General features: G+C 49.4%; 12 protein-coding genes. 9 read left to right on the top strand and 3 right to left on the bottom strand.

Translation table 11 applies throughout. The annotated features are described in order from the left end of the window. Positions 1 to 12: 12 nt before the first annotated feature. From cysW to BLV33_RS05355, 4 genes are all read left to right on the top strand, one after another. A complete protein-coding gene (gene cysW, locus BLV33_RS05370) occupies positions 13 to 879 on the top strand; it encodes a sulfate ABC transporter permease subunit CysW (RefSeq protein ID WP_090788978.1) in 867 nt (288 codons plus the stop codon). Positions 880 to 883: 4 nt separating this feature from the next. After that, positions 884 to 1,942, top strand: a complete 1,059-nt coding sequence (cysA, locus tag BLV33_RS05365) for a sulfate/molybdate ABC transporter ATP-binding protein (RefSeq protein WP_090788976.1) — start codon at positions 884 to 886, stop codon at positions 1,940 to 1,942. A 27-nt stretch (positions 1,943 to 1,969) separates the two neighbouring features. After that, positions 1,970 to 2,179 (top strand): YezD family protein, encoded by a 210-nt coding sequence (locus tag BLV33_RS05360; protein WP_090788974.1) that lies wholly within the window; start codon positions 1,970 to 1,972, stop codon positions 2,177 to 2,179. Positions 2,180 to 2,311: 132 nt separating this feature from the next. Continuing rightward, positions 2,312 to 3,241 carry an alpha/beta hydrolase gene (locus BLV33_RS05355; protein ID WP_090788973.1) on the top strand — a complete coding sequence of 310 codons (930 nt, stop codon included), beginning with the start codon at positions 2,312 to 2,314 and terminating at the stop codon, positions 3,239 to 3,241. Positions 3,242 to 3,516: 275 nt separating this feature from the next. Here BLV33_RS05355 and BLV33_RS05350 read toward each other — a convergent pair whose 3' ends face one another. Genes BLV33_RS05350 through BLV33_RS05340 form a run of 3 tightly spaced genes read right to left on the bottom strand, consistent with a single transcriptional unit; the run spans position 3,517 to position 5,886 of the window. Further along, the gene (locus tag BLV33_RS05350) at positions 3,517 to 4,488 is read right to left on the bottom strand and encodes an electron transfer flavoprotein subunit alpha/FixB family protein (protein WP_090788971.1); all 972 of its coding nucleotides are present in this window, start codon (positions 4,486 to 4,488) and stop codon (positions 3,517 to 3,519) included. Between the two features lie 15 nt (positions 4,489 to 4,503). Beyond that, positions 4,504 to 5,265, bottom strand: coding sequence for an electron transfer flavoprotein subunit beta/FixA family protein (locus BLV33_RS05345; protein WP_090788969.1), 762 nt, complete (start codon positions 5,263 to 5,265; stop codon positions 4,504 to 4,506). Positions 5,266 to 5,298: 33 nt separating this feature from the next. Continuing rightward, positions 5,299 to 5,886 (bottom strand): TetR/AcrR family transcriptional regulator, encoded by a 588-nt coding sequence (locus BLV33_RS05340; protein ID WP_090788967.1) that lies wholly within the window; start codon positions 5,884 to 5,886, stop codon positions 5,299 to 5,301. 264 nt (positions 5,887 to 6,150) lie between these two features. On the opposite strand from BLV33_RS05340, the gene BLV33_RS05335 reads away from it, so the two are divergent. The 5 genes from BLV33_RS05335 to BLV33_RS05315 all read left to right on the top strand — a co-directional run bounded on the left by BLV33_RS05335 (position 6,151) and on the right by BLV33_RS05315 (position 15,776). Beyond that, complete coding sequence (locus tag BLV33_RS05335) at positions 6,151 to 8,319, top strand: (Fe-S)-binding protein (RefSeq protein ID WP_090788965.1); 2,169 nt, start codon at positions 6,151 to 6,153, stop codon at positions 8,317 to 8,319. 316 nt (positions 8,320 to 8,635) lie between these two features. Then, positions 8,636 to 11,023, top strand: a complete 2,388-nt coding sequence (locus BLV33_RS05330; protein WP_090788964.1) for a 3-hydroxyacyl-CoA dehydrogenase/enoyl-CoA hydratase family protein — start codon at positions 8,636 to 8,638, stop codon at positions 11,021 to 11,023. Positions 11,024 to 11,047: 24 nt separating this feature from the next. Then, positions 11,048 to 12,232: an acetyl-CoA C-acyltransferase gene (locus BLV33_RS05325; protein WP_090788962.1), complete on the top strand. Its 1,185-nt coding sequence runs from the start codon at positions 11,048 to 11,050 to the stop codon at positions 12,230 to 12,232. Positions 12,233 to 12,274: 42 nt separating this feature from the next. Beyond that, a complete protein-coding gene (locus BLV33_RS05320) occupies positions 12,275 to 14,068 on the top strand; it encodes an acyl-CoA dehydrogenase family protein (RefSeq protein WP_090788960.1) in 1,794 nt (597 codons plus the stop codon). A gap of 31 nt (positions 14,069 to 14,099) precedes the next feature. Then, entirely contained in the window at positions 14,100 to 15,776 is a 1,677-nt protein-coding gene (locus tag BLV33_RS05315) for a long-chain-fatty-acid--CoA ligase (RefSeq protein ID WP_090788958.1), read from the top strand. Positions 15,777 to 15,805 lie beyond the last annotated feature (29 nt).

Here is a 15,805-nt window from a genome sequence, read left to right as displayed (position 1 = left end):
GGGGACGCATCCATGGCCAAAGTTACCGTTCGACCTGCCCATATTTCTGAACCTGCTGCAGTAAAATGGATTTTAATTGCAGTAGCCATACTGTTTTTATTTCTCATCCTTATACTTCCGATCATCAGCGTGTTTGTCGAAGCATTTAGAAAAGGCAGTGATTTATATTTCGCTGCTCTAAAAGAATCGGATGCTGTCGCGGCTATTCAATTGACATTGAAAACCGCAGCGATAGCAGTTCCTCTGAATTTGATATTCGGATTGGCCGCTGCATGGGCGATTACCAAATTCAAATTTCGCGGCAAAAATGTATTGATCACGCTGATCGATTTGCCGTTTGCTATTTCTCCGGTCATCGCCGGTTTGATGTTAGTCCTGTTGTTTGGGGCTCAGGGCTGGTTCGGCACCTGGCTGCAAGCTCACGATATCAAAATTCTCTTTTCCTTGCCGGCTATTGTGCTGGCGACCATATTCGTGACCTTTCCCTTTGTAGCCAGAGAGTTGATACCTCTCATGCAGGCTCAAGGTACACTGGAAGAAGAAGCCGCGGCCACTTTAGGCGCAAAAGGCTGGCGTATTTTCTGGAAGGTTACAATTCCCAATATCAAATGGGGGCTTTTGTACGGGGTCATTCTAAGCAACGCAAGGGCTATGGGCGAATTTGGAGCTGTATCGGTTGTTTCCGGTCATATCCGCGGCTCTACGAATACGATGCCGCTGCATATTCAGATTCTGTATAACGAATATCAGTATAATTCTGCTTTTGCGGTCGCTTCCTTATTGGTGCTGCTTGCTGTGGTGACTCTGATTGTGAAAAGCCTGGCCGAATGGAAATTTAACCAAGACGGTAAACAAGTTCTAGGAGAAAGCGGGGAATAAGAACATGCATATATCCGTGAAGCAATTGAAAAAAAGCTTTGGCGCATTTGAAGCGGCTAAAGAAGTCAGCTTTGAAATTGAAAAAGGAAAGCTGATCGGCTTCCTGGGTCCCAGCGGCGGAGGCAAGACTACGATTCTTCGCATGTTGGCCGGACTGGAACAACCCGATTCGGGAGACATTTACTTTCATGGACAAAGAGTTAATGAACTATTGCCGCAGGACCGCCATATCGGCTTTGTATTTCAGAACTATGCGCTTTTTCGGCATATGACCGTGTTTGAGAACATTGCCTTTGGCCTGCAGGTGAAGAAGAAAAGTAAAACAGAAATCAAGAACCGGGTTACAGAGTTGCTGGAATTAACCGGTCTGAAAGGATTGGAAAACCGTCTTCCCAACCAATTGTCCGGCGGACAGCGTCAGCGTGTGGCCTTTGCCAGGGCATTAGCCCCTGAGCCTCAGCTGCTTCTGCTGGATGAGCCGTTCGCAGCAATTGACGCCAAAGTGCGCAAGGAGCTGCGAAGCTGGCTTCGCGAGATGATCAACCGTGTGGGGATCACCACAATCTTCGTGACGCACGATCAGGAGGAAGCCGTCGAGGTAGCCGATGAAATCATGATTATTAACCAGGGTCGACTGGAGCAAAAGGGCTCACCTTATGAGATTTATAAAAATCCGGAAACCCCTTTTGTCGCAGGATTCATAGGTGAGTCGAATCTACTGGAAGACATCTCGCAATTAAAGGGCTTTTCAGATGGCCTGCAGCAAGCAAAAGCTATAATTCGTCCAGAATTTATCGATATTGGCTTGGATAAAGAGATTTCTTTTCAGTCCGCAGCCGAGCATGGAATCGTGCGTAACGTATTTTTCCGCGGCACTAACTGGCAGGTTGAGGTTGAGATCGGCACTTACCGCTTGTTCGCCTATCGCTCACTCGAGCAGGAAACACTCAAACCCGGAGATCAAGTGTCTGTCCTGATTCATCGCCTTTATAAATATAATTCGGAAAGCACACAAATGATGGAGAATTCACTGAAGTTCGACCCGCAGCCCATTTATATCTAATCCCAATTTAGAAAGGAAGGGCACACCATGGCGAAGCCGCTTATCATAGATGAAGTATGGGTGGATCGTATCAAGCAGATTTTAAACGGACTGGAGTATGGAATGGTACAGATTGTGGTCCATGACGGAAAAATCGCGCAGATTGACCGCACTGAAAGAAAGCGGTTTGAAGGCTCCTCCCAAGCCGAAAAATCATCTTCAAAAAAGCAAAAGGAAATTCAACCCACTTTAAAGTGATGCAATCGTACCCGAAAGCCGTTATCCCTGCGATCTTGATGCAGAGAGAAGCGGTTTTTTTGTTGTTTATTGACAAGGAACCGTATACAATCAAGAAAAGCATCTGACACAGAGGGAACCGGAGGAATGCATATGAAAGCGAAGCATCATACATGGGAGGATTCTGAAGGGGTCCACATTTATACGTATGAATGGCAGCCCGAGTTTGAGAAACCGAAAGCTGTCGTACAAATTTCGCACGGCATGGCAGAAACCGCGGAACGCTACGAACGGTTAGCCCAAACCTTGACCAATCATGGATATATTGTCATAGCCAATGATCACCGGGGACATGGAAAAACGGCTGGAGCCATCGATAAAGTGGGTAAGCTGGGACCGGACAGCTTTAATCGGATGGTCAAAGATATGGCTGAGCTGACAGATCGAATTAGTCAAGCACACAGCGGACTGCCGATCTTTTTGCTGGGGCACAGTATGGGATCGTTTTTAACCCAGCAATATATGTATCGATTTCCGGGCAAAGTCAGCGGAATTATTCTTTCCGGCTCCAATGGGAAGCCAAGCTCAGCACTCGGTTTTGGTGCCAAGATTGCTGCTTTCGAAGCTAAGCTTAGAGGCGAGAATTACCGGAGCAAGCTTCTGAACAGCCTGACATTTGGTGCATATGATAAAGCCTTTCGTCCATCTCGCAGCAATTTTGATTGGCTCAGCAGAGATACGGCCGAGGTTGATGCTTACCTCAACAATCCCTATTGCGGCGCTGTTTTTACAGCAAGCTTTTTCCGTGATTTCTTTAAAGGGCTGCAGGAGATTCATCTGGATGAGAATATGCGGAAAATCCCCAAGAATCTGCCCATCTATGTATTCTCAGGTGAAATGGACCCTGTAGGCGGTATGGGCAGAGGTGTCAGACAGCTACTCCGGAAGTATCATGAGCTCGGTCTCAATCAGGTCAGCAGCACATTGTATCCGGAAGGCCGGCATGAAATGCTGAATGAACTGAACCGTGAAGAAGTGATGAGTGACTTGCTTGCCTGGCTTGAAATGAGGGTGCGGGCGTAGAGGCTACTCGTGCTGGAAGAATGCAAAACATTCTTGTAAGAGAATAAGCAGCAAGGCTCCGTTCTGGAACGATGTTTTTCAATCTTTCAGTGGCTGAATAGGACGAGATCACGCTCAAACACTGATGAAAGAATGTTTTTCAGCCTTGTAGCGTTCGGCAAAATAGAAACGGGCTGTGCAAGGATGTTTTTCATGCTTGCAACAAAAACTCAACCCATTCGAGCAAGAGCAAACAAACCCAACCCATTCATACAGAAGGGTTGGGTTTGTTTGTGTTAAAGGACTCTCCGGAACTCCTCGGTCAGCAGCGGCACGACCTCGAACAAATCGCCGACGATGCCGTAGTCGGCGACCTTGAAGATCGGCGCCTCCGCGTCCTTGTTGATCGCGATGATGACGCGCGAGCCGCTCATCCCCGCGAGATGCTGGATGGCGCCGCTGATGCCGCACGCGATGTATATCTCCGGCGTCACGACCTTGCCGGTCTGGCCGATCTGCATCGCGTAGTCGCAATACCCCGCGTCGCATGCTCCGCGGGAAGCCCCGACAGCGCCGCCGAGTACGGCAGCCAGCTCTTCGAGCGGCTGAAAGCCATCGGCGCTGCGCACCCCGCGTCCGCCCGAGATGATGACCTTGGCTTCGCTGAGGTCGATCTTGCCGGACGTCTTTTTCACAACCTCCTTGATGATCGAACGGAGGTCGGTGGAAGGATAAGCCACCTCGACAAGGTTGGCTTGACGGCTAGGATCGGCTTCGCCCGCTGCGATATTATTCTGGCGAATGGTCACGATCCAAGGCGCTTCTGTGAACGCCTTTTTCTCAATCGCTTTACCCGCATACAAAGGACGGGTAAACATCACTTGACCGCCGCTGTTTTCGATAGCGGTCACATCGGATATTTGCCCCGCTTGCAAGGCTGAGGCAACTAGCGGAGCCAAATCCCGCCCAACGGAGGTATGGCCAAAGAAGACAGCGTGAGGGTTCAAGGTTTCGATGACTTTATCAACCGCTTTCAAATAGGCATCGGGATGGTAAGAGGCAAGCTCTGCATGATCCATCACATAGATGGGATTAGCTCCGTAGGCGGCCAATTCATTAGCCAATGCCGAAATATTCGAACCTATAAGTAATGCAGCGACTTGGTCATCTGCATCGGAAGACAGCTTCGCAGCTTGAATCGCCTCGAAAGAAACTTGACGCAGCTTTCCGCCGCGAGTTTCCGCCACTACCAGAAATGTTTTTGCCATAGAATTTGCCTCCTCTTAGATAGCTTTCGCTTCATCGCGCAGCAATTGAACCAGAACCTTGACTTGATCGGCGATATCGCCTTTCAAGATCCTGCCGGCTTTTCTTGCGGGAGGCAGGGAGAGCTCCGTTCGACTCGTCTTTGCTTGTAAATCCGAGAGCCCAAGATCATCAAGACTTAGCTGTTGGAATGGTTTTTTCTTGGCTTTCATGATACCTGGCAGAGAAGGGTAACGCGGCTCATTTAAGCCTTGTTGAGCAGTGAAAAGAGCAGGTAGCGGCACCTCAATAATCTCCAGATCTCCCTCGGCGTCACGGTGAACAAGTGCTTTTCCATTTGTAAGCTCAAGCTTCGTAATCGAAGCTGCATGAGGAATGCCAAGCTGCTTGGCAAGCCGGATGGCAACCTGCCCAGCACCATTATCCACGGAAAAATTGCCGCTCAAAATGAGATCGTAGGGCTGCTTGGATAGATAGGCATGCAGAATCTGTGAAACTTCAAATTCATCGCCCTGGATGCGATCATCCGAGATTAAAACCGCTTCATCCGCTCCCATGGCCAGCGCCGTACGCAAAGCCTCGCTGCTGCGTTCAGGTCCAACAGAGAGCAGGGTAACTTTTCCGCCTAACTCGTCGCGAATTAAAATGGCCTGTTCCACCGCATATTCATCATAAGGATTAATTACGAATTTCACTCCTTCTTCGACAATGGCTCCTCCATCAATAACGATCTTCTCTTCGGTATCAAAGGTTTGCTTCAATAGTACAAAAATGTCCATAGGTAAGCTCCTCCCGGAATAAAATGAATAAAATTAATTGCCGATCCCCCGCATAAAAAAATCTACAGTTCCATTCACTTGTGCGGATAAAGAATACTTTTGCCCGGATATCAGCCAGGAAGTGACCACTTCATCCATAGCGCCAAAGAGCATTAGACGCACCAGCTTGACATCCAAATCGGCGCGGAAAACTTGCTCGCGAATACCCTTTTCCAGAATGCCTTCGATCAATTTGATATAGGGCTTAAACGCAGTTCCAATCTCTTTCCTCAGCTCCAGATCACTTTGGCGCAGCTCGATTTGCGTCACGAAAGCCAGAGGAACATTACTCTCCAGCTCCTTATAATGTATTTCACAAACCTTGCGAAGAGACTCCTTCGCATTCATGTTGTCATCCAGGCTGGCATGAAATTTGTCGACCAGTTTCCCGAGCTGTTCACGAAACAAGCTGATAAGGATATCTTCCTTGCGCTTAAAATAAAGATAGATCGTCCCGTCGGCAACACCGGCTTCACGGGCAATCCGAGAAACCTGGGAGCGGTGGTAGCCATGCTCGGAAAATACTTGGAGAGCGCCTTCAAGAATGGAATTGTACTTATCTTGTTTTTTGGCACTTGTCATCGGAACACCTCGGTGGTAAAATGATGGTAATGATGAATGAATGCTCATTCATTTTCTAACCTCATCATAAAATATAGACCAAGTAATGTCAACGACTTCGTAAAGACAAGAAAGAATTGGATCGAGGAAAGTTGGTTTCATGGTTACAAAAACAAAGCATGATTCATGGATAGATTTTATAGAGATGAACGATGCTTTTTAAAGCAATTTAAATGAAAGCGCTTCATGCACAATATTTCATATAATTTTTCTATAAAGGAGTTGATGGTTTTGACCGGGACGATCCTTCAATTTGTTCTATTCCTGGCGGTGACCGGATATGGCGTTTATTTATTCGCCAGAGTTATTTACCACCGTTATCTGTATATCCGACTGGGCAAGCCTGTTGATATGGCGAAAGAAATCAAGGCCCGGCTGCGTGAGTTTTTCATTCAGGTATTTGGCCAAACCAAGCTGCTCAAGGACAAAAAAAGCGGAATCATGCACATCCTTATTTTTTACGGCTTCATTATATTGCAGTTTGGAGCATTGGATTTGATTTTAAAAGGCTTGATCGGGAGGGGGCTGCCGATTCCAGGTTACGAGGCTTTCGGTTTTAGCCAGGAGCTCACCGCAGCGCTTATTGTTCTAGCAATGGTTTATGCGACTTATCGCAGATATGTGGAGAAGCTCAAAAGACTGAAAAGAGGCTGGAAGCCCAGTATCGTCGTTTTCTTCATTACGTTTTTGATGCTCTCCGTTATTTTCAGCTTGAGCTTTGAAAGGATACGAGAAGGGCTCCCAACGTCAGGTTGGGCACCGATATCATCGCTCTTTGCAGCCGGTTTGAATGGAATATCCCATAACGCCGCAACCGTGGGCTTCTATGTTTCGTGGTGGATTCACCTGCTGATTTTATTATCGTTTTTGGTCTATGTGCCTCAGTCGAAGCATTTTCATATTATTACCGCACCCCTGAATATATTGCTTCGTAAAACCGAACCAGTAGGCAGGCTGACAAAGCTCGATCTAGAAGATGAGAATGCCGAAGAGTTCGGTGTTGGCAAAATTGAAGATTTTACGCAAAAGCAGATGCTGGACTTTTACTCCTGTGTGGAGTGCGGACGGTGCACGAACGTATGCCCGGCAACGAATACAGGCAAAATTCTTTCTCCCATGCACCTCATTACGAAGCTCCGTGATCACTTAACGGAAAAAGGCTCATCAATCACTTCAAAATCTCCGTGGGTGCCAGCACTTGCAGGATCGCCAAGGGGATTTCATACCATGAGCTTCGAGCCGGAAAAGCTCTCGACTTTCACCAGCGGCTCCATAACTGATATAGAACCAACATTAAAAGCGCAAAAAGCCTCCTGGCATTTGAGTGATAAAAAGCTCGAAGACGTCGTTCTCATCGGTGATGTCATGACTGAAGAAGAAATTTGGTCCTGCACCACTTGCCGCAATTGTGAAGATCAATGTCCGGTGGGCAACGAGCATGTTGATAAAATAATCGATCTGCGCAGGCACCTGGTTTTGACTCAGGGAAGCATGCCGCACGATGGACAACGTGCACTGCAAAACATTGAGCGCCAGAGCAACCCTTGGGGAATCAGCCGGAATGACCGGGCCAAATGGGTGCAGGAGGTTGATCCGAATGGAGAGCTTTCCGTGCCTACGGTAAAAGAAAATCCGGATTTTGAGATTTTATTCTTTGTAGGCTCCATGGGTTCTTACGACAATCGCAGCCGCAAAATCACACGAGCGCTGGTTCGTCTGATGAACGAAGCTAAGGTCAACTTCGCCATACTCGGCAACGAGGAGAAAAATTCCGGCGACACCCCCAGAAGAATGGGTAACGAGTTTCTTTTTCAGCAGCTGTGCATGGAGAACATTGAAACCTTTCGGAAATATGGCGTTAAGAAAATCGTGACGGCTTGTCCGCACACTTTCAATACACTCAAGAACGAGTATCCGGAATTCGGGCTTGAAGCTGAGATCCTGCATCACACGGAGCTGCTGGATAGCTTGATCCGGGAAGGGCGCTTGCAGCCGCAATATGAAGTGCAGGAGCGAATCACGTATCACGATTCTTGCTACCTGGGTCGCTACAATAACGTGTACGACCAACCGCGTAACGTACTCCGCGCCATCCCCGGAGTTGAGTTGGTGGAGCAGGAGCGTTCCCGTGAAAACGGCATGTGCTGCGGAGCCGGAGGTGGCATGATGTGGATGGAAGAAACCTCAGGCAAACGGGTCAATCTAGCCCGAACCGAACAGCTGCTAACCGTCAACCCTACCATGATCAGCTCAGCCTGCCCCTTCTGCCTAACCATGGTAGAAGACGGCACCAAACTAAAGGAGGTCGAAGACTCCGTCAAAGCCCTCGACATCGCAGAAATCCTGGAGCTCTCCGTCTTCGGTTTGCCTGTAAAACAGGCCGAATTGGTTTGATGGTTCGAGTCAGGTTTCGAAGAATAGTTCTGCTTTTTGGTTTGCTTTTGGTTTTTAAACCGATTGGTTTTGGCTTTGCCTTAAGTTTTTGTTTTTTTACGGTAAGCCCCGCCACCGTCAAGCACCGGACGCAAAGCGCTCCCAGAAACAAAGCTGCTAGAGCACTCAGGCGCATCTCCTTGACCAATGGTTTTAATAGACGTCCAGGGGTCGTTACCCTTGGGGTCCCCCTCTGGGGGATTTAGGGGGAGAATGTGATTTTAGGGTGAGAAAGTATTTTAAAAATGTTGAAAATTCATTTAGGGGGGATCATCCCATGATCAAAAAAGCAGCCGTTATCGGCTCCGGAGTGATGGGCTCCGGCATCGCCGCCCATTTGGCAAATGCAGGCATTCCATGCTTGCTGCTGGACATTTTGCCATCGAATCTTACACCGCAAGAGGAAGCATCCGGCCTAACCTTGGAGCATCCGAAAGTGCGCAATCGCATGGCGGAATCGGCAATCGCCAAGCTGAAGAAAACGAATCCTGCACCGCTGTACAGTGAAGCTTTTGCCGAACGGATTACACCCGGCAATTTGGAGGATCATTTTGACCAGCTGAGCGGTGTGGATTGGATTATCGAGGTGGTTGTTGAAAATTTGCCGGTCAAACGCAGCTTGTTAAAGCGAATTGAGCAAGTTTGGAAGCCGGGTACGATTGTCACTTCGAACACTTCAGGCATTTCGATCAATGACATGTCGGCTGAATGCAGCGATGAGTTTAAGAAATATTTTCTGGGTACCCACTTTTTCAATCCTCCCCGTTATATGAAGCTGCTGGAGGTGATTCCAGGTCAGCATACGGATCCCGAAATCGTCCGATTTATGTCGGATTTTTGCGAGAAAAAACTCGGTAAGGGTGTCGTGGTCGCCAAGGATACACCTAATTTTATAGCTAATCGCATTGGCACTTATGGACTTCTGGTTACTTTGAAAGAGATGACTGAAAAGGGTTACACGGTGGAGGAAGTGGATGCCGTAACGGGGCCGGCTATTGGCCGTCCGAAAAGCGCTACGTTCCGTACGCTGGATCTGGTGGGTTTGGATACTTTTGTGCATGTGGCTCAGAATGTGTATGACAACGTGACCCATGAGGCGGAGAAGTCCGTTTTTGAAATTTCGGGTGTGTTAAGCGATATGGTGAGCAGAGGCTGGATCGGCGAGAAGACGGGCCAAGGCTTTTATAAAAAAGTGAAGACAGCTGAAGGCAAAGAAATTCAGGCGCTGAATTTGCAAACTATGGAATATGCGAAGAGCCGTAAAGTAAGTTCCGCCTCGCTGGAAGCTTCCAAACAGGCCAAAGGCGTGGCTAACAAGCTTAAAGCTCTGATTGCGACACCGGATCGTTATTCGGAATTAGCATGGAATGTGCTTAGGCAGGTTTTTATTTATTCAGCTGAGAAGCTGGGTGAGATAGCCGATTCGATCGTCGATATCGATAACGCCATGAAGTGGGGCTTTAACTGGGATTTGGGACCTTTTGAGACTTGGGACGCTATCGGTCTGAAACGGTCAGTTGAACGGATGGAAAGCGAAGGTTTAACCGTACCGGCTTGGGTAAAAGACTGGATCGCTGCCGGGAACTCCAGCTTTTATCAGAATCGGGAAGGCAGCACTTTTTACTATTTGCGCAATGAATATAAGGGATTAGCAGCGCGCCAAGAGTTGATTTCTTTAGAGTCACTGAAGCAGCAAAATAAAGTGATCCGCTCCAACAGCGGGGCAAGCTTGATTGATCTAGGCGATGGTGTGGCATGTCTGGAATTCCATTCCCCGAACAATGCCATCGGCGCGGATATTCTCACGATGATTCAGCAAAGCGTTGAAGAAGTGAGAAAGAACCATCGCGGACTTGTGCTTGCCAATGAAGGCCGGAATTTCTGCGTGGGCGCTAATCTTATGCTGTTGTTGATGGAAGCTCAAGATGGCGAGTGGGATGAAGTGGACAGCATTATCCGCATGTTCCAGGATACCATGCTGAAGCTGAAACGATTGGAAAAGCCGGTTGTGGCGGCTCCACATCGAATGACGCTTGGCGGCGGGGTGGAAGCTTGTATGCCGGCCGACCAAATATTGTACTCGGCAGAAACGTATTTTGGTCTGGTCGAGGTTGGAGTCGGTCTGATCCCTGCAGGCGGCGGCTGCAAGGAAATGGCGCTGCGCACGAGCAACCTCATTACGGACCCGGATGTAGATATGCAGCCGTATCTCAATCAGATTTTTGAGACCATAGGGATGGCCAAGGTATCTACGAGCGGTCATGATGTGAAGCGATTGGGCTATATGCGCCCGCAAGATGCTGTGATTGTGAATCAGGATCATCGGATTTATGAAGCCAAACAATCCGTGCTTCGAATGGATCAGGCAGGCTATACGCCGCAGCCGATAGAGAAAATTCGCGTTGTCGGCGAGAATGGCAAAGCTGTTATGCAAATAGGCGCATACTCGATGAGGCAAGGCGGCTATATCAGTGAGCACGATCAACTGATCGCCAATAAATTAGCTCATGTCCTGGCCGGCGGAAACGTACCTGCCGGAACTTGGGTAACCGAGCAATACATGCTGGATCTTGAGCGTGAAGCGTTCCTCAGCCTTTGCGGTGAAGTGAAAACCCAGCAGCGGATGCAGCATATTCTTTCCACAGGCAAACCCTTGCGTAACTAATCCTATAAAGAAGAGGTGAACTCCATGAAAGAAGCAGTCATAGTTTCCATAGCCCGAACGGCCGTTGGGAAAGCGAAAAAAGGAAGTCTCGCCCAGACACGGGCGGAGGATTTGGGCAAGACCGTGCTGGAGGAAGTCATCCGTCGCGCACCCGGACTCGCCAAGGAAGACGTCGAGGACATCATCATCGGCTGCGCGATGCCAGAGGGCGAGCAAGGGCTTAACTTCGCCCGCATCATGTCGCTGTATGCGGGCTTTCCGGTGACGGTGCCTGCGGTGACCGTCAATCGCTTCTGCTCCTCCGGGCTGCAAGCCATCGCATATGCTGCGGAGCGCATCATGCTCGGCCACGCGGAGGTGGTGATCGCCGGAGGCGTTGAGAGCATGAGCCACGTCCCGATGACGGGCTTCAAGCTCTCGCCGCATCCGCAGCTCGTGGCCGACATGCCGGAGGTGTACATCGGCATGGGGCATACCGCCGAAAACGTCGCGAAGCGTTTCGGCATCTCGCGCGAGGACCAGGACCGCTTTGCGCTGTCCAGTCATCGCAAGGCCGCCGCTGCGATTGCGGCGGGCAAGTTCAAAGACGAGATCGTGCCGATCAGCACGAGCATTAAGGGTGTGGACGAGAAGGGCAAAGCCTTCTCGAAGACGTTCACCTTCGACACTGACGAAGGTGTGCGCACGGATACGTCGCCGGAGGGACTCGCGAAGCTCAGTCCGGCGTTTGCCCTGGGCGGCACCGTGACCGCAGGGAACGCGTCGCAAACGAGCGACGGCGCCGCAGCCGCCGTGCTCATGAGCCGCGAGCGAGCGGAGGCGCTCGGGCTGAAGCCGCTGGCGACGTTCCGCGCGTTCGCGCTGGCCGGCGTCGAGCCGGAAATCATGGGAGTCGGCCCCGTCAAGGCGATTCCCAAGGCACTGCAGATGGCTGGCATCCCCCAGGATCAAGTCAGCCTCTATGAAATCAACGAAGCCTTCGCTTCGCAATGTGTGCATATCATTCGTGAACTCGGGCTTCCTGAGGATCAGGTCAATGTCAATGGAGGCGCGATTGCGCTGGGACATCCGCTTGGATGTACGGGAGCGAAGCTGTCCGCCAGCTTGATCTATGAGCTGCAGAAGCGAGGCGGCGGTTTTGGCGTCGTCAGCATGTGTATCGGCGGCGGCATGGGAGCTGCAGGGGTTTTTGAAGTACACGCTGTCTAATGGAGCGGCATCATCATCTTTATCATAAAAGGAGAGATTAACATGTCGGAAAACAAAGTAATTGACGGCAATAAAGTAATTGGCGGCAGTTTTGTCATCGAAGATACAGATTATCGCACGATCACCACGCCTGAGGATTTTACCGAGGAACAGCGAATGATCGCTGAGATGACGCGCGATTTTGTGAATGGAGAGGTTCTTCCAAATGATGAACATCTGGAAAAGCTGGACTACGAGCTTACTGTCAAATTGATGCGCAAGGCAGGGGAGCTAGGTCTGCTCGGCTCGGATGTTCCGGAAGAATACGGGGGTTTAGGCCTGGACAAAGTCAGCTCCACCTTGATCAATGAATCACTGGCTCGCGCTTCATCCTTTGCTCTATCCATCGGCGCACATGTGGGGATCGGAACGCTGCCCATCGTTTTCTTCGGTACTCCCGAGCAAAAGCAAAAGTACCTCCCCGATCTGGCATCCGCAGCCAAAATCGCCTCCTATTGCTTGACGGAGCCTTCCTCCGGATCGGATGCGCTCGGTGCCAAAACCACAGCCAAGCTGTCCGAGGATGGCAAGCACTATGAATTAAACGGCTCCAAGCTGTACATCACCAATGCCGGATTTGCCGATATTTTTATCGTCTACGCCAAAGTGAACGGAACGGATTTCAGCGCATTTATCGTTGAACGGGATCTGCCTGGCTTCACCATGGGTCCTGAAGAGAAGAAAATGGGCATCAAAGGCTCCTCGACACGCCCGCTCTTTTTTGAAAATGTGAAGGTGCCCGTGGAGAACCTGCTTGGGGAAGTGGGTAAAGGCCACCTCATAGCATTTAACATTCTCAATATTGGGCGCTTTAAATTGGCTGCAGGGTGTCTCGGAGCTTCCAAGGAAGCGATTGAACTTACAAGCAAATACGCCAATGTGCGCACACAGTTTGGAACACCGATCTCCAGTTTTCCTCTGATAGGAAAAAAACTGGCGGAAATGAATATCATAACTTATGTCATGGAAAGTATGGTGTACCGCACGTCCGGGCTGGTCGACAACATTTTGAAGGATATCGACCAGTCGAGTCCTGAATACGGCAAAAATTCAGCGAAGGGAATTTCCGAATATGCGCTGGAATGCTCCATCAACAAGGTGTTTTGCTCGGAAGGCCTGGATTTTGTTGCAGATGAAGGCGTGCAGACTCACGGCGGTTACGGGTTCATTCAGGAGTATAAAATCGAGCGCATTTATCGCGATTCGCGGATTAATCGGATTTTTGAAGGCACCAATGAAATCAACCGTCTGCTGATTCCCGGAACCCTGGTGAAAAAAGCAATGAAAGGCGAACTTGCCTTGCTGCAAAAGGCACAAGCCCTGCAAGGCGAGCTGCTTTCCCTGGTTCCAGGCCAAACCTTTGAAGGAACGCTGGAGGAAGAAACTCATCTCGTTGCCATGGCAAAGAAAATATTCCTGATGGCAGGCGGGCTGGCTGTTCAAAAGTATGGATTGACGCTTGAGAAACAGCAAGAGGTTCTAAGCAACTTGGCCGATATAATGATTGAAATTTTTGCAATGGAGAGCGCACTCTTACGAACTCAGAAGCACATAGATAAAGCAGGGGAAGAAAAGGTGAAGAACGCCATTCAAATGACTTCTGTTTACATTCATGAAGCGTTTGACCGCATTGAAGCAGCTGCCAAGCAATCCTTGTCGGCCATGGAAGAAGGAGATATGCTTCGCACCCAGCTTTCCATTCTGAAAAAACTAAGCCGCAGTACACCGATCAACACCATTAACTTAAAGCGTGAAATTGCTGCGCGAGTCATCAAAGCCGAGAAATATATCGTATAGCTCTATAATGAGCTGAAAGGGATGGTTTCGTATGGGCTTAGTTAAGCCATGGCTGCGTCATTATCCACAAGAGGTAGCTCCAACTTACGAGTATCCGCAGTGTAATGTTGCACGACTTTTGATTGACTCGGCAGCAAAATTTCCGAAGCATCCGGCTCTGTATTTTTTTGGTAAAACCATTTCTTACGAGCAGTTGCTTGAAGCATCCTATCGGTTCGCTGGTGCTTTAAAGAGGCTTGGTGTAAAGCAGGGGGAGAGGGTGGCGATCATGCTGCCCAACTGCCCGTCGGCGATTATTGCTTATTTTGGTACGTTGATGCATGGGGCGATTGTCGTTCAAACGAATCCGTTATACATGGAGAGGGAGCTGGAGCATCAGCTTCGCGATTCCGGAGCGGTCATCCTGGTCACGCTGGATCTTTTGTTCGAGCGAGTCGGCAAGGTCAAGGCAAAAACAGATTTGCGGCATACGATTGTGACCTCCATCAAGGACTATCTGCCTTTTCCGAAAAATGTGCTCTATCCCATAAAAGTCAAAAAAGACGGCATCAAGCTCAATATTACCTACGGAGAAAGCGTACATTCTTTTAAAAAGCTGCTCGCCTCCTCTTCGGCCGCTCCGGTTTGTGCAGATGTGAATGCCAAAGAGAATCTGGCTCTACTGCAGTATACCGGCGGAACCACTGGCTTTGCCAAGGGTGTGATGTTAACGCATCATAACCTGATGGCCAATACGTATCAAAACCGCTATTGGTGCTATAAGAGTGAGCTTGGCAAGGAGCGTTTTTTAGGCGCACTGCCTTGCTTCCATGTGTTTGGCCTCACTGTACTGCTGAATCAAGCTATGCTGGTGGCCGGAATGCTGATTTTAATTCCCAAGTTTGAAATTGAACTTATTTTGCAATCCATCGCCAAACTGAAACCGACCATTTTTCCCGGTGCGCCGACGATGTATATCGCTTTAATCAATCACAAAAACATCAGTGACTATGATTTGTCCTCCATTAATGTTTGTGTGAGCGGCTCGGCTCCTTTGCCGATCGAAGTGGAGCAGCGATTCGAAGAGCTTTCGCACGGCAGACTGATTGAAGGCTACGGACTAACCGAGTCATCGCCCGTTACTCATGCCAATCCGATCTGGGGCTTGCGTAAAATCGGCACCATTGGCATTCCTTTTCCGGACACTGATGCGAAAGTAGTAGATTCGGAAACAGGCGAGGAAGTCGCTGTTGGCGAGATTGGCGAGCTGGTGGTCAAAGGGCCACAAGTGATGAAGGGCTATTGGAACCGTGAAGAGGAAACGATGCATACGATCAAGGACGGCTGGTTATATACCGGTGATATGGCCAAAATGGATGAAGACGGTTACTTTTCCATCGTGGATCGCAAAAAGGATCTGATCATCGCCGGAGGCTTTAATATTTATCCGCGCGAGATCGAAGAAGTGCTGTATGAGCATCCCGCTATCAAAGAGGCTTGCATCGCAGGGGTGCCGGATGAATATCGAGGTGAAACCGTTAAGGCATTCATAGTGCTAAAGGATGGAGCCCAGTTGACGGAAAAGGAATTAGAGAACTGGTGCAGAGAGCGGCTCGCAGCCTATAAGGTTCCGCGTAAAGTGGAGTTCAGGCAATCCCTGCCCAAAACCATGGTAGGTAAAGTGCTCAGAAGAAAACTGCTTGAAGAGGAAATGGAGCAGGCCCAATAATCTGCAACCTAGCCAGGCAGGAATGGAGA

The sequence above is a fragment of the Paenibacillus sp. GP183 genome (assembly GCF_900104695.1).
Taxonomy (GTDB): Bacteria; Bacillota; Bacilli; order Paenibacillales; family NBRC-103111; genus Paenibacillus_AI.
Note: the sequence above shows the minus strand (reverse complement) of the source record. Positions and strands in the feature narration are given on the sequence as shown.